Raw genomic sequence first — 22,656 nt, forward strand, 5'->3', positions numbered from 1 at the left:
GCGCCGCCCACCTGCAGACGGGTCGGGCGGTCAGGTCACCCGGGTGACCTGACCGCCCGACCCGTCGAGAGGTCAGCTCACCCGGCGCCAGGTGCAGTTGGACGTCTCGAAGCCCTTCGCGGCTGCCGGCGTCGTGATCGTCGTCGGCTCGGTCACGGTGCCGTGCGCCAACAGGTTGGCGCCGCCCGCCAGGCCGGTGAACTCGGTGCCGATGATCGCGTAGTAGCAGGAACCGGCCGCCGGGTCCGCCGGCCCGGTGGTCACGTAGCTACCGCGCTGGAGCTGGTCACCGAGCATGTACACCCCGTTGACGGACGTGCTGGTCCTCGGCTCCATCGTGCCCGAGTAGTACTTGACCCAGGGGCCGCAGCTGGCGGACCGGAAGCCGTAGTCGGTGGACTTCACGGTGGCGATCCGCTGCCCGTACCCGAAGTCCTGGCCAAGGTAGGCCGTCCGGGACTCGCGCGACCAGGAGCAGAACCGCGAGCCCGCCGCGGCCACGTAGGTGCCCGCGGGGACGCTGTCGCTGCCCACCAGGTAGCCGCCGTCCGCGGGGATCGCGGTGGCTGCCCGGCCGACGGCAGCGGTGGGCCCGCCCGAGCGGACGGCGGTGGCGTACCCGAACTTGCGGGCGGTGACCACCACGGAGATCCGCTTGCCTTGCTGCGCGCCCTTGAGCGTGTACGTCGAAGCGGTGGCGCCCGAGATCGGCACGCTGTCGGCGAGCCACTGGTAGGTGAAAGACGGCGCGGGCCGCCAGGTACCCACCCTGGCGGTGAGCTTCGCGCCGACCCGGGCGGTGCCGGAGATCGTGGGCGAGGGGGACGCCGAGAACTTGGTGTCGACGGTCGAGTGGGCCGAGGTCACGGACTTCGTGGTGATGCCGGGGCGCTGGCCCGTCACCGTCACCGTGAGCTTGCGGCCCTCGTACGACGCCGGGATCGTGAACGTCGAGCGCGTCGCGCCGGAGATGTTCGTGCCGTCGATCTTCCACTGGTAGGTAGTGGTGGTCCGCGCCGGGGTGGCCGGCGGGGCGATCGCCGACACCGTGGCGCCTGGGTTGGACATGCCGGAGATCCGCGGTGCGGCCATGGCGAACGTGCCGTAGTCCACCGGGACGGCGGGGCTGGTGCGGCTCTCGGGGCTGTAGCCCGCGCGCGATCCCGTGAGGGTCACGGTGAGCTGCTTGCCGCGCTGCAGGCTGGTGGGCACAAACGTGAAGCCGGTGGCGCCCGAGATCGGCGCGCCGCCCGCGAGCCACTGGTAGGTGAACGTGGTGCCGGAGGTCCACGCGCCCGACTTGGCGTAGAGCGTTGTGCCCACCTGCGCGGCCGGGCTGATGGTCGGCTCGCTGGAGGCGAGGTCGCCGGGCCCGATCGGCTCGCTCGGCTCGCTGGTCACGGCGGTGGGGATGTAGCCGTCGGCCGAGCCGACGACGGTCACCGTGAGCTCCGCGTCGAGGTCCGCCGGCTGCGTCAGGTACAGGAAGCTGGTGGCGCCCGAGATCATCTTGCCGTCGCGGCGCCACTGGTAGGTGAAGGTGGCCTCGGGGTCCCAGACCGGGGCCGGGTCGACGACCATCGCGCCCCCCACCACCGGGTCGAGAGCCTGGATCACCGGCGCGGGCTTGCTGGTGAACTGCTGCCCCTGGGCCGTCCGGTACGCAGCAAGGACGTCGAGCTTGCCCTCGCCCCAGACGTTGTTGTCGTCGGCGTTGCCGCCGCAGGAGGTGTTGTTCACGTCCGCCGCGGAGTCGTCCAGGATGGCGCGGGTCGCCGGGACGTTGCCGATGAGCTCAGGCACGGCGTCCCACAGGAGCGCGACGGCGCCCGCGACGTGCGGGGCGGCCATCGACGTGCCGGACCACTGCTCGAAGCCGCCGCCGGGCACCGCGGACCGGACGGTCTGGCCGGGTGCGGCGATGTCGGGCTTCACGGTGCCGCTCTGCCCGGGGCCGCGCGACGAGAACGCGGCAATGGTGCCGGACGGCGTGAACGCGCCCACCGAGTAGGACGCCTGACGCGACCCGGGGCTGCCGGACGACTCGCAGCCGAGCTCGCCGTCGTTCCCGTTGGACCAGGTGCTGAAGATGCCCGCCGCCTCCCAGGCGGCAATGACGTCCTCCATGAACGGGTCGGTCGACAGGGACAGGCCCCACGAGTTGTTGATGATGTTCGGACGCAGGGCGGGGTTCACGTCGGTGCCGTCCCAGCGGGTCGGGGCCAGCAGCCACTGGCCGGACGCGATGAGGGTCGAGTCCAGGCAGTTCCCGGCGCAGCCGTTGGTCGCGATCCACTGCGCGCCGGGCGCGACGCCGATGTTCATCTGACCGTCGTCGGTGCCCACCATGGTGCCCATGGTGTGGGTGCCGTGCCCGTTGTTGTCAGATGGGGAGTTGGCGCCTGGGTCCAGCGAGTTGTACCAGTTGTAGTCGCTGTCACCCGATTCGTAACCTCGCCACTGCGGAGCCAGAGCCACATGGTCGCTCACGCCCGTGTCCAGGCCCGCGACGACTACCCCGTCGCCGGTGTAGCCCAGGCCCCACATGTCGTCGGCGTTGATCGCCTCGATGCCGTACGTCGAGTCGGCGGCCGCGTTGGGCACGGCGCCCTCCGTCGTCTCCGGCTCCTCGAGCGCATGGCGCGTCGTCGGACGGACCTCCAGGACCTCCGCGTCCGCCGCGAGGTCCGTGGCCAGGTCGAGCGAGCCGTCCTCGACCAGGATCGCGTTGGTGGCCCAGTACGAGGTGTACTCGGTGCCGGACTCCTCCAGCGCGGCGATCGCCTGCTTCTGCGACGACTCGGCCGCGGCCAGCAGCGTCTCGTACACGTACTCCCCGCGCTCCGACCAGCTGGTGATCCCGCCGGCGGCCGTCAGGTCGGTCTCCCCGGCGAACCGGAGCCAGAAGTCGGTGGTGTCCTCGGCCTGGAAGGCCCGGGTCGCACCAGCGGTGAACTTGTCAGCCGGGTCGACGACGCCGGGCAGCACCATCGGGGCGACGTCGCCACCGGTGCCGGCCTCCGCGAGCGGGCCGCGGTCGGGGTCGGGAGCTGCGAGAGCCGTTGCCGGTGTTGCCAGGAGTGCCAGGACGGTGGCCGAGGCCAGAGCTCTGGCACGACGTCGAGTGCGTGGGTGCATGGGTTCTCCAGGCTGGGGCGCCCGGTTACCGAGGCGCACTGGACCTGCGCGGGGCAGGGATACGCCGCGAAAGTACCGTCCGTTGTCAGGAAATAACCCACAATTGCCGAGAAGTCACCCGGGTGAAACTCAGATCTCGTTGCGCCCGCGCAGCTTGTCGATCTCGCGCCGCTCGCGCTTGGTGGGGCGACCGGCGCCGCGGTCGCGCAGCCCCACGGCCTCCCGCTCGACCCTCGTCGGCAGGGCCGGGCTGTGGTCCAGGTACGCCTTGGCGGCGATGGGCGCCCCCACCCGCTTGAGCAGCAGCTCCACCACCTCGATCTCGCGGTCCCGGAGCGGGTCCCGCCAGGTCACCCGATCACCCACCGCGACCGACGCCGACGCCTTGGCGACCTTGTCGTTGATCCGGACCCGGCCGCTACGGCACAGGGTGGCGGCGACCGACCGACTCTTGGTCAGTCGCACTGCCCACAGCCAGACGTCGATACGCATCGGCCCATCCTCCCACTCAACGCGGCAGGTACTCGAAGCGCTCCACGACCACCACTGTGTCCGACGGCGAGCCGTTGCTCGTCGCGATCAGCCCGAGCCACAGGCCCAGGAAGCCTCCGGTTGCGACGCTGTCCAGGGTGCGCCCGTCGGCAACGCCGACCGCCGTCGGCGGAGCGTCCCCGACCGCCGCGAGCAACACATAGTCCTGCCCCCGAGCCTGCACGGCCAGCGTGACCGGGTGGTCGCCGTCCGGCAGCAGACGATCGCCGAGCACCGTTGCCGTACCCGCCCGGCGGTGCACGGCCAGGACCCGGCGTCCGACGCCGTCGGGAGTCCTCGTCACCACCAGCAGCACGTGGTCCCGCTCGGACTGCCGCACCACAAGGCCCGCCTGCTCGTCCGGACCGGCCGGGTCGAACCGCAGCACAGCCCGGACGGTGACGTCCTGGTGCTGCTGGCGTACTCCGAGGAACGCCGGCGTCGTCGCGTCCGTGAGGTTGTCGGGGCGCATGTGGAGCAGCCAGCCCTCGCCGTGCGGCTCGGCGAAGTCGGCGGGGCCACGCAGACCGGTCCACCGCAGGTCGCCGGGCAGCACAGGCCCCGCAGGCGGCCAGGGATCGGCCGGCGGCGTATCGGCCAGGCGGCCGGCCCCGCCGTCCGCCCGGACGCCGTCCGGCACCTCCACCACCAGCGGCACCCGCCCCTGCCCGGGCGCGAAGACCGGCCAGCCGTCCTCCCACGTCACCGGGACGAGGAACGTCTCGCGGCCGAGGTTGTAGTGGTAGCCGCCGTAGGTGCGCATGGCGAGCAGCACGGCCCACCAGGTGCCGTCGGGTGCCTCCACCAGGTCGGCATGCCCCACACCGACGATGTCCGTCCCCCGCCCCAGGTGCCGGTGCGTCAGCACCGGGTTGGCCCGGTTGCCGACGTACGGCCCGGTCACCGACTCGGACCGCGCCACGGAGATCGCGTGGTGGAACTCCGTGCCACCCTCCGCGGCCAGCAGGTAGTACGTGCCGTCCACCCGGTACAGGTGCGGCCCCTCGGCCCACACAGCGCCCAGGACGGCACCCCGCCAGAGCACGTGCTCAGGCCCGATGAGCCGCATCGTGGCCGGGTCGAGCTCGCGCAGCCACACCTCGGTCTGGTCGTGCCACTCCGGCTCGCGGGCGAGCCGGGTGCCGTGCAGCCAGACACGGCCGTCGTCGTCGAAGAACAGGGACGGGTCGATGCCGTCCTCGTCGAGCCACACCGGGTCGGACCACGGCCCCGCGGGGTCGGTAGCGGTCAGCACGAAGTTGCCGCCGCGCGCCGGGTCGCCCTGGTCCACGAGCGTGCAGACCAGCCAGAACACGCCGTCGTGGTGCCGCAGCGTCGGTGCGTACAGGCCGCCGGACGACGCGATGCCGCGCAGGTCGAGCTGCCCCGCCCGGTCCAGCGCGTGCCCGAGCTGCTCCCAGTGCACCAGGTCGCGGCTGCGGAACACCGGCAGGCCGGGGAAGTACTCGAACGTCGAGGTGACGAGGTAGTAGTCCGCCCCGACCCGACAGATCGTCGGGTCGGGGTAGCAGCCCGGCAGGATCGGGTTGTGGACCGCGGTCACGGTGCCACCGTGGCGCGGACCCACCGCTCGTCCGCGATCGTCACGTCGTGCACCTCGCCCGTGATCGCGACGACCCTGCGGGCCGCCGCCGGAACGAGGACCGGTGCGTCGCCCGGTACGTCGTTCGGCTCGTCGAGGTCGGCGATCCCCTCGGCCACTACCCGGACAACACTGTCGGCGGCGTGCGCGCCGACCCACACCTCGACGTCGCCGGGCTCGACGATCCGCACCATCCTGCGGTCGGTGAATCCGAACCGCGTGGTCGGCACGTCGAACACAACGGTCGTCGACTCGCCCGGCTCCAGGCTGACCCGGTGATATCCGAGCAGCGCGGCCGTTGGCCGCGCTACGGAGCCCAGCACGTCGTGCCCGTACAGCTGCACGACGTCGGACCCGGCCGCCGCACCCGTGTTCGTCACCGTCACGACGGCGCGGAAGGTGCCGCCCGCCTCGACCGACCGGTCCATGGATACGAGCTCGCGCGCGAACGTCGTGTACGACAGGCCGAACCCGAAGGCGCGCACCGGCGTCGAGTCGGTCGACGTCACCTCGGAAGACCCGCCGAGGATCGGATGCAGGTACGAGTACGGCTGCGAGCCCGTGGACCGCGGGAGCGACACGGGCAGGCGCCCGGAGGGGTTCACCCGGCCCGAGATCACGCCCGCAAGAGCGGCGCCGCCCTCCTCACCCGGGAAGAACGCCTGGAGCACCGCGCCGGGCTTCCGGCCGCCGCCCGCCGCGCCAGGGGCGTCGAGCGCCCAGCCGATCGCGTACGGCCGACCGGTGAGCAGCACCAGGACGACGGGCTTGCCTGCCGCGAGCACTGCCTCGACGAGCTCGCGCTGCACGCCGGGCAGCTCAAGCGACTCGCTGTCGTTCCCCTCCCCCACGGTGCCGCGGCCGAACAGCCCGGCCTGGTCGCCCACCACGACTATCGCCACGTCGGCGGCCGCCGCCATGGCGACCGCCTCGGGGAACCCGGACCTGTCGTCCCCCTCGACGTCGCAGCCGTGCGCGAACGTCAGCTCAGGCGCGGGCAGGCCCGCGCGATCGAGCTCTACGGCCAGGGCCTCGGCCACCGACGGGATCTCGAACCCGGCCGGGACCCCCGGGAAGTGTGCGAGCACGTGGTTCGCGAAGGAGTAACAACCCATCAGCGCCTCGGGGCGTCCGGCGTTCGGCCCGATGACGGCGACCCGGGCCGGCTTGTCATGCCAAGCGCCGAGCGGCAGCACACCGTCGTTCGAGAGCAGCACCACCGACTCCTCGGCCAGCCGCCGGGCGACGTCGCGGTGCGCCGGCGAATCCAGGTCGACGACGGCGGGCGGGTCGCCCTCGTACGCCTCCGGGTCGAGCAGCCCGAGCTCCTCCTTCTGCCGGAGCGCGCGCAGCACCGCCCGGTCCACGATCTCGACCGGCACCGTGCCGGCCGCCACCAGCGCGGCGAGCGGTTCGAGGTAGGCGTCACCGGACGGCAGCTCGATGTCGACGCCGGCCTCCAGGGCGGCCGCGGCGGCCGTACCCCGGTCGGCCGCGGCCGCGTGCATGACAGCCAGGAACGCGACGCCGAAGTAGTCGGCGACCACAACGCCGTCGAACCCCCACTGCTCACGGAGCAGCTCCGTGAGGTACTCAACCGACGAGTGCATCGGCACGCCGTCGACGTCGTTGTACGACGCCATGACGGAGCGCGCCCCGCCGTCGAGCACCGCCATCTCGAAGGGCGGCAGGAAGACGTCGGCGATCTCGCGCGGGCCGGCGCTCACCGGGGCGTGGTTGCGCCCCGCCCGGGACCCGGAGTAGGCCAGGAAGTGCTTGAGCGTGGCGTGCACACCCGCCCCCTGCAGCCCGCGGACGTACGAGGTGCCGACGGTGCCGACGAGGTACGGGTCCTCGCCGATGCACTCGTCGACGCGCCCCCACCGGGGGTCGCGGACGACGTCGAGCACCGGCGCCAAGCCCTGGTGGATCCCCAGCTCCCGCATCGACGACCCGATGAGCCGGCCCATCTCCTCGACCAGCGCGGGGTCGAACGACGCGCCCCACGCGAGCGGCGTCGGGAAGGTCGCCGCCTGCCAGGCCGCCAGGCCCGTCAGGCACTCCTCGTGGACCAGCGCCGGGATGCCGAGCCGGGTCTCGCGCTTCAGCCGCCGCTGCTCGGTCCAGAGCCAGGCCGCACGCTCGGCCGGGTCCACCGGCCGCGTGCCGTACACGCGGGTGTAGTGCCCGATGCCGTGCTTGGTGATCTCCGGGAGCGCGGCGGAACCCTGGCCGTCGGCCATCTCGCCCTGCATCGGGGCGACCACGTTGCCGCCCTGGTCCAGCCAGTACCCGACGAGCTGTGCCAGCTTCTCCTCGAGAGTCATCTGTGCGTGCAGCGCGCGCACACGCTCCGACACCTCGGGCATCGCCCGAACCGCCACCGGCAGCTCCGTCATCAAGTTCCTCTCTTGACTCATCAGCCCTTCACCGCTCCCGTAAGGCCGCCGACGATGCGCCGCTCGAACAGCGCGAAGAAGATCAGCGCGGGGATCATCGACAGCGACGTGAACGCCAGCACCCGCGCCGTGTCGACCGAGTACTGGGAGGCGAACGCCTGGACACCCAGCGGCAGCGTGTACGACAGCTCGTCGTTCAGGATGAACAGCGGCAGCATGTACGAGTTCCACGACGCGACGAACGCCAGGATCCCGGTAGTGATGACGCCGGGCAGCGACAGCGGAACGACCATCCGGAAGAAGAACCCGATGCGGCCCGCGCCGTCGATCGAGGCGGCCTCCTCGATCTCCTTCGGGATGGCGCGCAGGAACGGCACCAGGATGATGATCGTGGTCGGGAGCGCAAACGCGATCTGCGGCAGCACGATGCCCCCGAGGGTGTTCATCAGGCCGAGGTCGCGGATCAGGATGTACAGCGGGGTGATCGCCACCGTCATGGGGAACATGAGGCCTGCCGCGAACAGCGAGTACATCGCCCCGTTGAGCCGGAAGTCGTACCGTGCGAGCACGTAGCTCACCATGAGCCCGAGCGACACCACGCCGAGCGTGGTGAGGATGCCGGCGATCGCGGAGTTGCCGACCTGGCGCCAGAACACCCCGCTCGCGAGCACGCTGAGGTAGTTGTCGACCACCCACGGGTTCGGCAGACCTGACGGGTCGACGGTGATCTGCGCGTTCGTCCGGAATCCACCCACGACGATGTAGAGCACCGGTGCGATGCAGATGCCGACGAAGAGGAACGCGATGACATAGGTCATCGGGTTGCCCCAGGCGACCTTCGGTATCCGGCGCAGCTTTTGCCTGGCCGTCGTGGGGGCTTCGAGCAGCGTCGCCATCAGTTCTTCCCTTCCGTGAGCGCGCCCTCGGTGTCCCGGCGCAGCACGTAGCGCTGATAGACCAGGGCGATGACGAGCGAGATCAGGAACAGCACGACGGCGACGGCGTTGCCATAGCCGAAGTTCCCGGCCAGCCGCCCGTTCAGGACCATGTAGGTCGCCATCGTGGAGGTGCCCGCCGTCGCGGAGACGTACTGGCCCCAGATGATGTAGACGAGGTCGAAGAGCTGGAGCGAACCGATGATCGACAGGAACGCCCAGATGCGGATCGTCGGGCCGAGCAGGGGCAGCGTGATGGTGCGCTGGATCTGCCAGTACGAGGCGCCGTCGATCGAGGCCGCCTCGGAAAGCTCCTCGGGAATGCTCTGCAGGCCCGCCAGGAACAGGATCACGGCAAAGCCGATGTACTTCCAGCTGATGATGATCATCAGCGACCAGAGGGCGATCCTGGGGTCCGACAGCCAGTCGACGGCGAGGAACCCCAGGCCCATCTTGTCGAGCAGGTCGTTCACGGCGCCGGAGGTCTGGAGCAGCAGGCTCCAGCCCGTGCCCACGATGACCTCCGAGATCACGTACGGCACGAAGATCAGGACGCGGATGACGGACCGGCCGCGGATCTTCTGGTTCAGCAGGAGCGCCAGAGCGATCGCGGCCGGCCCCTGGATGATCAGGGACAGCACCACTATGTAGCCGTTGTGCAGGAGAGCCTCGTGGAAGGCCGAGTCCCGGAAGATGACGAGGTAGTTGTCGAGCCCGACGAACTCCGTCGGCGGCCCGTAGCCCTTCCAGCTGAAGAAGCCGTAGTACGCCGCCAGGAAGACGGGGAAGATGACGAACGCGAGAAACACGACGACGGCGGGGCCGGAGAGCAGGGTGATCTCGAGCGTCTTGCGCCAGTCGGCCCTCCTGCCCCTATCACCCAGGGTGTGAGTCATCTGGGCCGTTACTCCATCGCCGCCGCGGCGTTCACGGCGTCGACGATGCTCTGCGGGTCGCCGTCGCCGGCCAGCAGCTCCACGACGCTGCCGTTGAGCGCATTGCCCACGTTCTGGCCGTAGAGGGTGTCCAGCCAGACCGAGACGTACGGGGCCTCGTTGTAGGCCTCAAGGACGGACTGCAGCGCGGGGTCCGTCACGACGCCCTGCGCGTCCTTGCTGGCAGGCAGGGTGACGAACGCCTCGGCGTAGTTCTCCTGGTACTCCTGCTGCATGAAGAAGTTCAGGAAGTCGGCGCACTCCGGCGGAGCTTCGACGAAGCAGGAGTAGCCGTCGACGCCGCCCATGAACGCGGCCGGGTCACCGTCGCCACCGTCAGTGGCGGGGAACGGGAACCAGCCGAGATCCGCCAGCGGCTGCTGGTCCGGGGTCAGGCCCGCGATGACGCCCGGGTCCCACGCGCCCATGAGCTCCATGGCGGCCTTGTGGTTCGCGATGAGACCCGCCGAGGAGCCGGCGCCCTGCTGGGCCGTCGCGGTGAGGTAACCGTCCTGGAACGGCTCGGTCTCGCTGAGGGCCTGCAGATCCTCGCCTGCCGCCAGCCAGCACTCGTCGTCGAAGCTGCGGGACACGGCGGCGGCCTCGAGGGTTTCCTGCGAGCACTCGCGCAGCGCGAAGAAGTAGAACCAGTGCGCGGCGGGCCAGGCGTCCTTGCCGCCGAGCGCGATCGGGGCGATGTCAGCGGCCTTGAGGTCGGACACCACGTCGTCCAGCTCGGCCACGGTGGTGGGCGTCTCGGTGATGCCGGCCTCGTCGAAGAGGTCCTGGCTGTAGTAGATGCCGCCGGGGAGGATGGAGGTCGGCATGCCGTAGATCGCGCCGTCCACGGAGAGGGCGCTGAACCCGGCGTCACCCACCGCGGTCCTGGTGGCATCGTCGATCGTGTCGGTGAGGTCCATGATCTGGCCGGCCTCGACGACGTCGGCCAGCTTGCCGCCGCCGCGCGCCATGAAGATGTCCGGTGCGTCGCCCGAGTTCAGGGCGGTCTGCAGCTTGCCGTCCATGTCCTCGTTCTGGATGGACTGGACCTCGATCGTCACGCCGGGGTTGGCCGCCTCGAAGGCGGCGACCGTGTCCTCCCAGTACGCCCGGCCGGGGCCGGTGGTCGAGTTGTGCCAGAAGGTCATCGTGACGTCACCGTCCGAGCCTCCTTCTGCGCTGCCGCCGGAACAGCCGGCGGCCAGCAGGGCAACGGTGGCCCCCAGGGCGACAGTGCCCGCGGCCCGCGTCTTCCTCATCATCGTGGAACCCCTTGTAGGTCGTCGTCGACGTCGGCAGGAGCCTGCCGTGGGACGGACCCGGGGTCCGTCGTCCAACCGAGCGTGCCAGGCAGCCCACATTTTCGTCAATCGTTTTCGATATCGATTTCGAAACGGCGTGGCCTGACGATCGCACCGGGCTCCCGGAGGTACTGTTCGTTCGTGCAGAGAGCTACCGGCTCAACCGGGTCCACCGCCGGACCGGATGACAGCGGGACCGACGGCCCGGTGCCGCCGGAGCCGTCCGCCACCCCGGAGCGCGCGACCGGCCGCGCCACCATCACCGACGTCGCACGGGCCGCGGGCGTCTCCGTGGCCACCGTCTCCAAGGTCGTCAACGGCCGGTACGGCGTGGCGGCGGCCACCGCCGAGCGGGTGCTCGGCATCGTCGCGGACCTCGGGTACGAGTCGTCCCTCGTCGCGCGCAGCCTGCGCCGTCGCCAGACGAACGTGATCGGCGTGCTCGTCGCCGAGTTCGAGCCGTTCAGCACCGAGCTGCTCAAGGGCATCTCCACGGCCACGGCCGGCACCGGCTACGAGCTGCTCGCCTACTGCGGCGACGCCGGACGCGCGGACCACATGGGCTGGGAGCGCCGCTCGCTGTCCCGCCTCGCCGGCACGCTGATCGACGGCGTCGTCATCGTCACGCCTACCCTCGCTCTGCCCGTGCACGACGGCGTCCCCGTCGTCGCCATCGATCCGCACACCGGGCCGACAGGCCCGGCCACCATCGACTCCGACAACCTGGGCGGCGCCCGCGCCGCCACCGAGCACCTCATCGGCCTGGGCCACACCCGCATCGGCTACCTGGGCGGCCGCTCGGACCTGGAGTCCGCGCGACTGCGCGAGCTGGGCTTCCGCGAGGCGATGAAGGCGGCCGGACTCACCCCCGACCCGAGCCTGATGCTCGAGGGCGGCTACCGCCCCGACCGGGCCGACCGGCCAGCACACGACCTGCTCGAACGCACCGACCGGCCGACCGCCGTCTTCGCCGCGAACGACCTGTCGGCCCTCCACGTCATCCAGGTGGCCCAGGAGCTGGGCCTGCGCGTCCCGGAGGACCTGTCGGTGATCGGGTTCGACGACGTCCCGGAGGCAGCCGGGTCGACCCCGCCGCTGACGACCATCGCGCAGTCGCTGCACGAGATGGGCGCAGAGGCGCTCCGGATGGTCATCGCGATGCTCGAGTCCGGCCCCGCCGTGGGCCACCACGTCCGCCTGCCCACGCGCCTGGTGGAGCGCGCGAGCACCGCTCCGCCCAGCGCTTAGTCACTTAGGGACCGCCGTCGGGCAGGCGATCTCCGTCGCGGCCCGACCGGGCGGGCTCGGCCCGCCGAAATAAGGTCGCCGCCCGACGGCGGGCCGGGCACTCTGGTTTCATGAGCTCCCCCACCAGCCACCTGACGTGGCGCATCCTCGAGGTGCCGGCAGTGCCCTCTGCCGAGCATCCGGACGCCTGGGCGTACCACGGCATCGTCGCCGTCGACCAGGCCGTGGAGCTCGCGACCCGCGGCTACGACGACCTCGCCAACACCCTGCAGCAGACCGTCAGCGGGATGCTGCACCAGGAGTACTCGGACAAGCAGCGGTTCGTCGCGGTGCTCGACCGCGCGGACGGCGGCGCCCCGACCGCCGACGACGTCGTCGGGTACGGATTCCTCGCGATGACGCGCGAGCACAACACGCACACCGCCGACGTCTACGTCGGGGTGCATCCGGACCACCAGCGCCAGGGCATCGGGACGGCTCTCGCCGACCGGGCGGAGCAGGCGGCCGCCGATGCCGGCCGGACCACGTTCTTCGCCTGGTCGCCGTCACCCCGCGAGGCGGCCGACGGCGAGGAGGCGCTGGTGCCGGCGACCGGCGTCGGCCGGCTCCCGCCTCCGCAGCGGGTGGCGCTCAGTTCGCGCTTCGCCGCGGGTACACGATCGAGCAGGTGGAGCGCATGTCGCGGCTCGACCTGCCGGTGGACCCCGAGAGGCTGGCGGCGTTCGAGGCCGAGGCGCGGGCGAAGGCCGGCGACGACTACCGGACACACACGTGGGAAGGCATCCCGGAGGACTGGCACGCGGGCTACGCGCAGCTCATGACCCGGATGTCCACGGACGTGCCGCAGGGTGAGCTCGACTTCGGCGAGGAGACCTGGGACGCCGAGCGCGTGCGGGTCTACCTCGCCGACCGTGCCGACAGCGGCCAGCGGCTCCTGGTCACCGTGGTGGAGCACGTCCCGTCCGGCGAGGTCGCGGCCGGCACGTCGTTCCTGCTGGTGGACGGCAAGCCGGCGTTCGTGTTCCAGGAGGAGACGATCGCGCTGAAGGCCCACCGCGGGCACCGGCTCGGGATGCTCGTCAAGGCCGTGAACCTGCGCGAGCTCGCCGGCCGGTACCCGCAGACCGAGCGTGTGCACACGTTCAACGCGGAGGAGAACGCGCACATGCTGGGCATCAACGTGGCCCTGGGCTTCCGCCCCTCGGGCGCAGAAGCGGCCTTGCAGAAAAAGCTCTGACCTCAACGACGCCGGCGGAGGCGGGCCGTCAGGGTCAGGAGCTTGTTCGCCGTGCGGGTGGTCAGGCCGCCAGTGCCGTTCGCGACGTCGAGCAGCTGCTTGAGCTGCTTGTGCGTGACGCCGGAGCCCGGCTGGTACGGGAGCCGCTCCAGGGGCATCGCTCTGGTCATGACCATCACGTCGTCCGACAGGCCGGCCGCCTGCAGCATTCCCGTGACGGTCGGCCCGATGACGGGATGCACCATCGCCTCCCCCAGCGAGGACTGCCCGGTGAGCGGTACGACGACGGAGTCCGGCGGCACCGCCACCTCTGCCGTGGCCCGGAGGTCGCGGCTCGACGCGCCCACCTCGACGCGGTAGGCGCCGCCCTCCACCAGCCACCGGTCGGCGCGAACGTCCCAGTAGGCGAGGTCGTCCCGGGCCACGGCCAGCTCGACCTGCCGCGACTCCCCCGGCGCGAGGTCGACGATCGCGAACGCGGCCAGGGCGCGCGGGGCCCGCGGGACCGTCGAGCCGGGCAGGGAGACGTAGCACTGCACCACCTCGCGGCCGGCGACGCCGCCGGTGTTCGTGACGGTCACGGTCGCGGTGAGGTCGCCCCCACCAGTCGAGCCCTTCCCGTCCGCGGAACCCACCGAACCCGTCGAGACCGCCAGCCCCGAGTAGGCGAACGTCGTGTACGAGAGGCCGTGGCCGAACGGGAACTGGACGGCCATGTCGCGGGCGTCGTACCAGCGATAGCCCACGAAGATGCCCTCGCCGTAGGTGACATGCAGGCCCGTGCCAGGAAAGCTCGTCCAGGCGGGCGTGTCCTCGATGCGCAGCGGGATCGTCTCGGTGAGGCGGCCGGATGGGTTGACCCGGCCGAACAGCACGTCGGCCACCGCGCCACCGCCCGCCTGGCCCAGCAGCCAGCCCTCGACGATCGCCGGCACCCGGTCGGCGAAGCCCGACAGGCGCACCACCGAGCCGTTGGACAGCACCACGACCACCCGCGGGTTGACCTCCAGCACGCGGTCGAGCAGGGCGAGCTGGCTCGCAGGGAGCTCGATGTGCTCGCGGTCGCGGCCCTCGGCCTCGGCGGACTGCGGCAGGCCCGCGAAGAACAGCACCACGCCGGCGTCCCGGGCCGCGGCGACGGCGTCGGCTGCGAGTGCTGCGGCGAGTGCTGCGGCGGCGTCCGCGGCTGCCGCCTTGGCCGGCCTCCTCCCGCTGGCCGAGCCGGCCCTGTCGCCAGCGCCAGCCCCGCCCGCCGCACCCAGCTCGTACCCCGGCGCGAAGACGACGTCGGTCGCGGAGTCCTGGATCGCGGCCAGCGCGTCGTCGAGTCGCGTCGGGACGATCTGCGACGAACCAGCGCCCTGGTAGCGGGGTGTCCGGGCGAGCTCGCCGATCACGGCCAGGCGGGTCTGCGGCGCCAGCGGCAGCAGGCCGCCGTCGTTCTTGAGCAGCACTATCGCGCGGCCCGCGGCCTCCCGGGCCAGGACGTGGTGGGCGTCGTCGTGCCAGGTCTCGGCGTCGTGGCCAGGTTCCGCGGGCGGGCCAGCCGCGCCGCGCGCCCCCTGGGCCGCGAGCGCCAGGGTGGCCACCCGGGTGGCCGAGCGGTCGACGTCGGCCAGGTCCAGGGTCCCGGACTTCACGGCCGCGACGATCTCCTTGACCCGGCCCTCGCCGCCGCCGGGCATCTCCAGGTCCAGGCCCGCGCGGATGCCGGCGATGCGGTTGTGCACTGCGCCCCAGTCGGACATGACGAGGCCCTTGAAGCCCCACTCGCCGCGCAGGATGTCAGTGGTGATCCGGCGGTCCTCGCCGGTGTAGGTGCCGTTGATGCGGTTGTACGACGACATGAGGGTGGCGGGCTGCGCCTTGGTGACCACACGCTGGAAGCCGCGCAGGTAGATCTCGCGCAGGGTGCGCTCGTCGATGTCGGCGGAGACGCGCATCCGTTCCGTCTCCTGGTTGTTCGCGGCGAAGTGCTTGAGGCTCGTGGCCACACCCTTGCCCTGGATCCCGGTGACGAGCGCCGCGCCGATCTCACCGGCGAGCAGCGGGTCCTCCGCCACGTACTCGAAGTTGCGCCCGCACAGCGGGCTGCGCTTGATGTTGATGCCGGGGCCGAGAACGACGTCGACGCCGCGCCGCTGCGCCTCGGCCGCTACGGCCTCCCCCACCCGTTCGACGAGGCCGACGTCGAACGTGCTGCCCAGCGCCACGGCGGGCGGGAAGCAGGTGGCCGGGACGGCTCCCTCGATGTCGCCGACGTCGGCGTCTAGCCGGCGCACGCCGTGCGGGCCGTCCGCGAGGTAGGCCGACGGGACGCCCGGCGCCTCGGCGGTGGTCCAGAAGGAGGCACCGGACAGCAGCCGCGCCTTCTGCTCGAGGGTGAGGTTCCGGACGATCGTCGCGGGTTCCGTCGCGGCGGAGAAGGTGGCGGCGGGCGGCTTCTTCGTCATGTGAGCACGCTATCGGTGACGCATAAAAGCCGTGCGCCCCGGGGCCGCCGGGAGCACTCTGGATCCATGACCTCAACCTCTGCAGTACCCGCCGCGACGACGGCGGAGTGGCGGCTCCTCGACCCCCCGCACCCGGCCACGATCGACGACCCCGACGCGTGGGCGTACCGGGGCATCGCGGACCTGCACGCCGCGGTGGAAACCGCCGACCTCGGCAATGGCGACGGCGCCCCGACCCCGCTCGGGATCCTGGTGTCGATGAACAACCAGGACTACCGGCGCAGGCTGCGCCAGGTCGCCGTGGTGGACTCTCCCGACGGGCCGCGGGTGGTGGGCAGCGCCCTCCTGAGCCTCTTTGTCCAGTCGAACCCGGAGCTGGCGATCGGTGTCTTGGTCGTGCACCCGGAGTACCGGGGGCAGGGAATCGGCAGCGCACTGACCGACTGGCTGCGCAGCACCGGGCGCGCGGAGGGCCGTACGTCGGTCCTGGCCCCCGTCGACTTCGGGCCCGGCGAGACCGCAGGTGAGGCCCTGACTCCCGCATCGGGCTCCGGCCAGATCGCCGCCGACCTGCCGGGTGTGCGCCTGGCCCAGAAGCTGGGCCTGACCCTGCAGCTCGTGGAGCGCCGTTCCCGGATCGACCTGCCGGTCCTGCCGGAGGCTACGTCGCGCTTCGAGGCGGAGGCGGCCGCTGCCGCGGGCGACGGGTACCGCGTGCGCACGTGGACCTCGCCGACGCCGGAGGAATTGGTCGAGCAGCATGCTGCCCTCATGCAGGCCCTGGCCGACGACGAGCCGCGTGGCGGCCTCGACCTTGCGTCCGACGTCTGGGACGCCGACCGCATCCGGAGCGAGGATGCGATCACCACCGCCAAGGGTGACCAGTACGTGGTGGCCGCCGCGGAGCACGTGGCCACGGGCGAGCTCGCCGCGATGACCATGCTCCAGTGGAACGACGAGAAGCCCGACCACACCGACCAGCAGGCGACGGTAGTGCTCCGGGCGCACCGCGGGCACCGGCTCGGGATGCTCGTCAAGGCCGTGAACCTGCGGGAGCACGCGCGCCTGCGGCCCGAGGCCAAGCGCATCTACACCTGGAACAACGAGGAGAACCCGCACATGCTCGGGATCAACATCGCGCTGGGCTTCGTCCCGGCGGGCGGCAGCGCGGAGTTCCAGGGCCCGCTGTAGTTCCGGCCCGCTGTAGTTCCGGGGCCCGCTGCAGGGGTCAGAGCAGCTCCGGGGTCAGGTCCGGGCCGTCCCCGAATGCCTTGTCGTCGTCGAACGGGTAGAGGGGGCCACCCAGGTTGGTGTGGCGCAGCCGGAGCAGGTCCTGGTCCACACCGCCCGGGGTGAGCAAGAGCATCCAGTCCTCGGCCATGTCGTGAAGCTCGGTCTCGAGGTTGCCGATCTTCACGATCACGACGTCGGTCCCGCGCGGGTCCAGGCCGATCGCCGTGAAGTCCGACTCCAGGTGATAGGGCTTGCGGCGTTCGGTCAGGACCACCTTGAGCCCCCCGACCGCCACGACGCACACGATCCCCGCGACCGGGTCGCCCGTGCGGACGTGCTCCACGACGCCGCGTAGCGTGACGGGCCCGTGGGGGCCGTCGTCGACCCGGGCTCCGGCCTCCACCTCGACGACGGCGCCCACCCCGGCGTCGGCGATCGTGTTGGCGGCCACGGCGTCGGGCAGGGACGCGTAGATCGCGGTGCGGCCGCCGTCGGCGGGCGAGGCCGCGAAAGCGGGCTCCGTCAGGAGCCGCGCGAGCGTCCAGGTGACGTCGCCCGCGCCGCCGGCCATGGGGTTGTCACCGGTGTCGGACAGGACGAACGGTCGCGCGTCGCTCGCCAGCACGGCCGCCAGGCACTCCTCGTAGGTGCCGGCGGGCGCGACGAGCGCGAACTCGTCGCGGGCGTCCCAGTACCGGCGGGCCAGGCGCTCCGCCTCCCGGGTGATGACCGCCTCGTCATCACCCATCACAACGACGGCGGCCCGGCAGCGCGGCTCGTCCGCCCACGCGTACCCGGCCCAGACCGAGGCATCCAGCACGCCTTCGAGCGCGCCGACCCGCGCCACGTCCTCGTAGATGCTCTTCGCGGGCTCGAGCAGGGTGCTCGTCTTCTCCCCCGGGAGCAGCACCGGTACCTGCACCCACGCCTTGCGCGGGCGCCCGGGGCCGTCGATCCGGCGCACCAGGTTGGTGGCCGCACGCTCGCGCGCCTCGTCGTCGTCCTCGTGCGCTCCCCTGCGGTGGCAGGCGATGAGGTCGACGGTCCCGGCGAGCTCCCGCGACACGTTGCCGTGCACGTCCATGGAGGCGGAGACCAGGCAGTGCGGCCCGACGGCGGCGCGCACGGCGCGCGCGAGGTCCGCCTCGGCGTCGGTGTACCCGAGCACGGACATGGCGCCGTGGATCTCCAGCAGCACCCCGTCGAACGGGCCCTGGGCCTCCAGGGCCAGGCCGATCTCGGTGCGGACCGTCTCGTAGACGTCGGTGAGGACCGCGCCGCCCGGGAGCGCACCGGCCCGGAGCACACCGACCCACTCTGCCTCGCGGCGCAGCGACGTGCCGTCGCGGAGGAACGGGTACCGCCGGACTAGCTCGTTACCGCGCAGCAGGGTGAACGCCTCCCAGCCCGAGCGGTGCGGGGAGAACGTACTGGACTCGATGGCCATGCCGCAGATCGCGATCCGCGGTCGATGGTTGGTACGGGTCACGCGCGCAGTGTAGGCGGGACGGGTTACGACTTTGTACTACTTCTAGTGGTAAAAGACCAGGTGACCGGCGGTCGATCCGCCGGTCACCTGGTCCTGCCGATCAAGCGGGCGAGCCCGCAGGGGTCAGTCGTCGGCGCCGTCGTCGTCCGCGTCGTTCGGCGTGTTGTCGTTCGGGGTGTTGTCGTCCTGGTCGTCGGACGCGTCGTAGTTCGCGTCGTTCGGGGAGTCCGCCGACTGCGCGGAGCCCGCGGTGTCGGTAGCCGACTCGTTCGGGGAGTCCGCCGACTCGGGCGACGGGTCGTAGTTCGCGTCACCCGGGGAGTCCGCCGACTGCGCGGAACCCGCGGTGTCGCGGGCCGACTCGTTCGGCGAGTCCGCCGATTCCGGCGAGGAGTCGACGGGCGCGGCCGGCGCGGCGCCGTCAGCCGGCTGCTCTCCACCCGACAAGGCGACGGCGGCGGACGACTCGGCACGCGGGGCGGGGTCGTTCAGCGCCGCCGCGGTGCTCGCGCCGGCGACACCGATCACGGCGGCCGCTCCGACGATGGCCCAGCGCTTCTTCATGGTCGGCTTCTTCATGGTCGAGGGGTTCATGCGAGTGACCTCCCGGGTCTCGTGGCACCCCCTTCGGGTGCCTGCTGATACGAGTCTGTGCCGCCAGGATGAGGCGACGAGGAGACCCGGATGAGACGCCTCTCATCCTATTCAGGCGGGTGCTGTCCGGGCGGTGCGTCAGCCCCGGAACCGGTAGCCCGCCCCGCGCACGGTCTCGATCCGGTCCGCCCCGAGCTTCTTGCGCAGGTAGCGCACGTAGACGTCCACCACGTTGGACCCGGGGTCGAAGTCGTAGCCCCACACGCGCGACAACAGCTGCTCCCGGGACAGCACCTGCCCGGGGTGCTGGAGGAACACCTCCGCGAGCGCGAACTCCCGCGCGGAGAGCTCCGTCTCGCGCCCCTCCACCGTGGCGGTGCGCGTGCGCAGGTCGAGCCCCACATCGCCGTGCTCCAGCCGGTCCGACGGCGCGGCCTCCCCCGTGGTGCGGCGCAGCCGCAGCCGGATCCGCGCGAGCAGCTCGTCGAACCCGAACGGCTTGGACATGTAGTCGTCGGCCCCGCCCTCCAGGCCGGCCACCCGGTCGGACAACGAGTCCCGCGCGGTCAGGATCACCACGGGCAGCGTGGAGCCGACGTCGCGCAGCCGCTGCAGCACCGTGAACCCGTCCAGCACGGGCAGCCCGATGTCGAGCACCATGAGGTCGTAGCCGCCCGACATGGCGTGGGCGAGCGCGGAGGCGCCGTCGGACACCACTGTGGGCTGGAACCCGTGCGCCTTGAGGCCCTTGCGCACGAACTGCGCGATGCGCTCCTCGTCCTCCGCGATCAGGATCTGGTTCAACGTGCCTCCCCCGTCGTCGGATAGCCGGCCCCGGCCTGGCCTGTCGGCCCGGCCTGCGCGGCATGTCCGACGCCGTCCGCGGGCCACGTCATGACGAAGCGCGCCCCGCCGCCGTCGGCCCGTTCGACCGCCACGTCTCCGCCGTGCCCCTGCGCGATGGCGCGCACGATCGCGAGACCGAGCCCGGACCCGGATACCCCGCCTGTTGTGCTCCCCCGGGCGAACCGGTCGAAGATCCGGTCGGCCTCTTCCGCCGGCACACCCGGCCCGGTGTCCCGCACCCAGAGGCGGACCTGGCGCCCGGCCGGTCCGTAGAACACCTGCGTGCCGAAACCCACCTCGTCCTCGGGGCCGGTGAACTTCACCGCGTTGTCCGCGAGCTGCAGCACAGCCTGCGTGAGCCGGTTCGCGTCGGCGGCCACCTCGACGTCGGCCCGCGCGTCCACCACCCAGCGGCGCGCGCCGAGCGCGCGCGCCTTGTCGTGCACGTCGTCCGTGAGCCGGCCCAGGTCCACCGGGGCGAGCGTCACGAAGTCGGACCGCTCCGCCTTGGCCAGCAGCACCAGCTCCTCGACGATCTCGCCCATCCGGGACGTCTCGTCGAGCAGGAGGTCCCGGGTCTCGCGCACGTCGGCCGGGTCGTCCGGGTCGAGCACCTCCAGGTGGCCGCGCAGCACGGTCAGGGGCGTGCGGAGCTCGTGCCCGGCGTCGTCCAGGAACTGCCGCTGCGTCTCGATCGCCGTCGACAGGCGGTCGAGCATCGTGTTGAAGGCGCCGGCGAGGTCACCGAGGTCGTCGTCGGTGGCAACCGCCACCCGCTGGGACAGGTCGGTCTCGGTGACCCGGGTTGCGGTGGCGCTCAGCTGCTGCAACGGCCGCAGCAGGCGGCTCACCACGAGCCACGCGAACAGCCCGAGCAGCACCAGCGCCACGGAGCAGACGATCGCGTAGGTGCGCATGACCGCGGTCTCCGCCGCGAGCGACCGGTCCAGGGCGGACGCCATCACGTACGCGCCCACCTCCTGCCGGTCCGGCACGACGACCGGTACGACGACGAACCACACCCGGCCGATCTCGGTCTCGATCTCACGCTGGACGGTCTGCTCCGACTGCGGCGTGAGGCCGTCCACGACGGCCTGGACCACCGGGCTGTCGACGACGGACCGCCCCAGGGCGGGCGGGTTCGACTGCTGGTGCACCCCGTCCAGGTAGCTGACGAAGATCTCGTTGTTGCCGGGAACGTTCCGCTCCATGGCGACGCTCATGAGCCGTCCCGCGCCGTGGAACGGCTCGCCCGTCTCCGGGTCCACCCCGTCGCTGGCCAGCCGCTGGAGCTCCCCGATCTCCTGGTTGAAGTCCTCGGAGATGCCGTCCATGATCTGCTGGGACTGGATGGCGTGGGTGAGCAGACCCGCCCCGAGCAGGCCGATGGCGGTGACCCCCACGACCACCGCCACCACCTTGGTCCGTACCGACGGCCGGCGCAGGCTCATACGGTGCCCACGCCGGACAGCGCGAGCCTGGACCCGTCCAGCCAGCCGGCCACTACATCCAGCCGGCGCGACGTCGCCGCCTGCCAGTCGCGTTCCTGGACCCGGTGCGGGCCCGTGGCCAGGGAGAGCAGCACGCCGGCGACCCGCGCCGCCAGGTCGCTGCGGTCGGCGCCCCGGCCCCCAGGGGCAGCCACGAAGCCCGCCGCGTAGTCCACGGCGAGCCGGCGCATCCGGTCGGCGTACGCCGACTGCGCGGCATCGGGCGCGTGCACGAGGGACAGCACGTCGAGGTGCGCGACGAGGCACGCGAGGTCGTCGGCCCGGTGCCCCGGGCCGGCCGAGTCGACGTCGAGCAGCCCCGTGATGTGGCCGTCGGTGAGCATGATCTGCGCCTCGTACAGGTCGCCGTGCGTCGGGTCCGCGCCGGTGCCGCGCTCCGCCAGGCGCTCCTGGACGGCACCGGCCAGGTCGGTGGCGCGGCTGGCCTCCGCGGGCAGCGCCGCCCCGATCACACCGGCGTAGTGCTCGGCCGACTCGCTCCAGGCGGGCCGGCGGGGCAGGTCACGCACCTCGGCGGGCAGCCGGTCGAGCACGTTCAGCACCTCCAGCGGGGACGGGATCCGGCCCCGGTCCCGCACGGCGGTGCGCATCTCCGTGCCGTACAGCGGGGAGAGCACGAGCAGGCCGTCGTCGGACCAGCCGAGGGGGCGGGGAACCGGGAGCCCCGCCCGCGACAGCAGCGCGTGCCGCTGGTGCAGGTCCGCGACCTTGCGCGGGCGCAGCACCTTGAGGAACACGCGGGACGACGCCGCCCTGGCCTCGATCACTGCGCGCCGGGTGGGGCGGTAGGCCCGGACCTTGAGCTCGGGGTGGGCGCGCTCCGCGGGCCCGACTCCCAGGCCGGCCAGGAGCTCCTCGACGGCCGCCGGGTCGAACGCGCGCGGCAGGGCGGGCAGCGCAGGGTCGCCGGGGAACCGCCACACGGCGACCGTCGCGTCGCCGTCGGACAGCGTGACCACACCCGGCTTGCGCCCGTCCCGGGCGCGGCCGACGCTCGCGCCGAGCGTCTCCGAACGGGTCACCCCGTCCCACCGCACGGTCGCGCGGTAGGCCACGGTGGTGGTGGAGCCCGGCCGGTGGTCCACCTGGCGCACGCGCCAGTCCACGAGCTGACCGCCGGCGGTCGCCACCGCGGCGTCAAGAAGGCCCGCGGCAGTGTCACCGGTCAGCAGGTCGAGGTGCGTGTTCACCCGGCCATCCTCG

At 72.1% G+C, this 22,656-nt stretch carries 17 protein-coding genes; 4 read left to right on the forward strand and 13 right to left on the reverse strand.

Features of this window, described 5'->3' with window-relative positions:
- Nucleotides 1–72: 72 nt before the first annotated feature.
- From AB1046_RS15230 to AB1046_RS15260, 7 genes are all read right to left on the reverse strand, one after another.
- Complete coding sequence (locus tag AB1046_RS15230) at nt 73–3,138, reverse strand: S8 family serine peptidase (protein WP_369370150.1); 3,066 nt, start codon at nt 3,136–3,138, stop codon at nt 73–75.
- Nucleotides 3,139–3,267: 129 nt separating this feature from the next.
- A complete protein-coding gene (locus AB1046_RS15235) occupies nt 3,268–3,630 on the reverse strand; it encodes an RNA-binding S4 domain-containing protein (RefSeq protein ID WP_369370151.1) in 363 nt (120 codons plus the stop codon).
- A gap of 16 nt (nt 3,631–3,646) precedes the next feature.
- Entirely contained in the window at nt 3,647–5,233 is a 1,587-nt protein-coding gene (locus AB1046_RS15240; protein ID WP_369370152.1) for a family 43 glycosylhydrolase, read from the reverse strand.
- On the reverse strand, nt 5,230–7,671 hold the full coding sequence (locus AB1046_RS15245) for a beta-glucosidase (RefSeq protein ID WP_369370153.1): 2,442 nt from the start codon (nt 7,669–7,671) through the stop codon (nt 5,230–5,232). Before AB1046_RS15245 ends, AB1046_RS15240 begins: the two co-directional genes overlap by 4 nt.
- A gap of 20 nt (nt 7,672–7,691) precedes the next feature.
- Nucleotides 7,692–8,567 carry a carbohydrate ABC transporter permease gene (locus AB1046_RS15250; RefSeq protein ID WP_369370154.1) on the reverse strand — a complete coding sequence of 292 codons (876 nt, stop codon included), beginning with the start codon at nt 8,565–8,567 and terminating at the stop codon, nt 7,692–7,694.
- Nucleotides 8,567–9,502 carry a carbohydrate ABC transporter permease gene (locus tag AB1046_RS15255; RefSeq protein WP_369370155.1) on the reverse strand — a complete coding sequence of 312 codons (936 nt, stop codon included), beginning with the start codon at nt 9,500–9,502 and terminating at the stop codon, nt 8,567–8,569. Before AB1046_RS15255 ends, AB1046_RS15250 begins: the two co-directional genes overlap by 1 nt.
- Before the next feature lie 8 nt (nt 9,503–9,510).
- The gene (locus AB1046_RS15260) at nt 9,511–10,803 is read right to left on the reverse strand and encodes an extracellular solute-binding protein (protein ID WP_369370156.1); all 1,293 of its coding nucleotides are present in this window, start codon (nt 10,801–10,803) and stop codon (nt 9,511–9,513) included.
- A gap of 180 nt (nt 10,804–10,983) precedes the next feature.
- Between AB1046_RS15260 and AB1046_RS15265 the strand changes: the two genes are divergently transcribed.
- The 3 genes from AB1046_RS15265 (at nt 10,984) to AB1046_RS15275 (ending at nt 13,327) form a co-directional block, all read left to right on the forward strand.
- Nucleotides 10,984–12,090, forward strand: a complete 1,107-nt coding sequence (locus AB1046_RS15265) for a LacI family DNA-binding transcriptional regulator (RefSeq protein WP_369370157.1) — start codon at nt 10,984–10,986, stop codon at nt 12,088–12,090.
- Nucleotides 12,091–12,200: 110 nt separating this feature from the next.
- Nucleotides 12,201–12,911 (forward strand): GNAT family N-acetyltransferase, encoded by a 711-nt coding sequence (locus AB1046_RS15270; RefSeq protein ID WP_369370158.1) that lies wholly within the window; start codon nt 12,201–12,203, stop codon nt 12,909–12,911.
- Nucleotides 12,908–13,327: a hypothetical protein gene (locus AB1046_RS15275; protein WP_369370159.1), complete on the forward strand. Its 420-nt coding sequence runs from the start codon at nt 12,908–12,910 to the stop codon at nt 13,325–13,327. Before AB1046_RS15270 ends, AB1046_RS15275 begins: the two co-directional genes overlap by 4 nt.
- Before the next feature lie 2 nt (nt 13,328–13,329).
- Here the strand turns inward: AB1046_RS15275 and AB1046_RS15280 are convergent, their stop codons facing one another.
- Nucleotides 13,330–15,780 carry a glycoside hydrolase family 3 C-terminal domain-containing protein gene (locus AB1046_RS15280; RefSeq protein WP_369370160.1) on the reverse strand — a complete coding sequence of 817 codons (2,451 nt, stop codon included), beginning with the start codon at nt 15,778–15,780 and terminating at the stop codon, nt 13,330–13,332.
- Between the two features lie 66 nt (nt 15,781–15,846).
- On the opposite strand from AB1046_RS15280, the gene AB1046_RS15285 reads away from it, so the two are divergent.
- Nucleotides 15,847–16,971: a GNAT family N-acetyltransferase gene (locus AB1046_RS15285; protein WP_369370161.1), complete on the forward strand. Its 1,125-nt coding sequence runs from the start codon at nt 15,847–15,849 to the stop codon at nt 16,969–16,971.
- Nucleotides 16,972–17,008: 37 nt separating this feature from the next.
- On the opposite strand, the gene AB1046_RS15290 is transcribed toward AB1046_RS15285, so the two are convergent.
- The 5 genes from AB1046_RS15290 to AB1046_RS15310 form a co-directional block, all read right to left on the reverse strand.
- The gene (locus AB1046_RS15290; RefSeq protein ID WP_369370162.1) at nt 17,009–18,502 is read right to left on the reverse strand and encodes a M81 family metallopeptidase; all 1,494 of its coding nucleotides are present in this window, start codon (nt 18,500–18,502) and stop codon (nt 17,009–17,011) included.
- Nucleotides 18,503–18,625: 123 nt separating this feature from the next.
- On the reverse strand, nt 18,626–19,096 hold the full coding sequence (locus AB1046_RS15295) for a hypothetical protein (protein WP_369370163.1): 471 nt from the start codon (nt 19,094–19,096) through the stop codon (nt 18,626–18,628).
- A gap of 138 nt (nt 19,097–19,234) precedes the next feature.
- Nucleotides 19,235–19,900, reverse strand: a complete 666-nt coding sequence (locus tag AB1046_RS15300; protein WP_369370164.1) for a response regulator transcription factor — start codon at nt 19,898–19,900, stop codon at nt 19,235–19,237.
- A complete protein-coding gene (locus AB1046_RS15305) occupies nt 19,897–21,393 on the reverse strand; it encodes a sensor histidine kinase (RefSeq protein ID WP_369370165.1) in 1,497 nt (498 codons plus the stop codon). The genes AB1046_RS15300 and AB1046_RS15305 overlap by 4 nt, the downstream gene beginning before the upstream one ends.
- Complete coding sequence (locus AB1046_RS15310) at nt 21,390–22,643, reverse strand: phosphotransferase (RefSeq protein ID WP_369370166.1); 1,254 nt, start codon at nt 22,641–22,643, stop codon at nt 21,390–21,392. The genes AB1046_RS15305 and AB1046_RS15310 overlap by 4 nt, the downstream gene beginning before the upstream one ends.
- Nucleotides 22,644–22,656 lie beyond the last annotated feature (13 nt).

Source organism: Promicromonospora sp. Populi (assembly GCF_041081105.1).
In the GTDB taxonomy this organism is placed as follows: Bacteria; Actinomycetota; Actinomycetes; order Actinomycetales; family Cellulomonadaceae; genus Promicromonospora.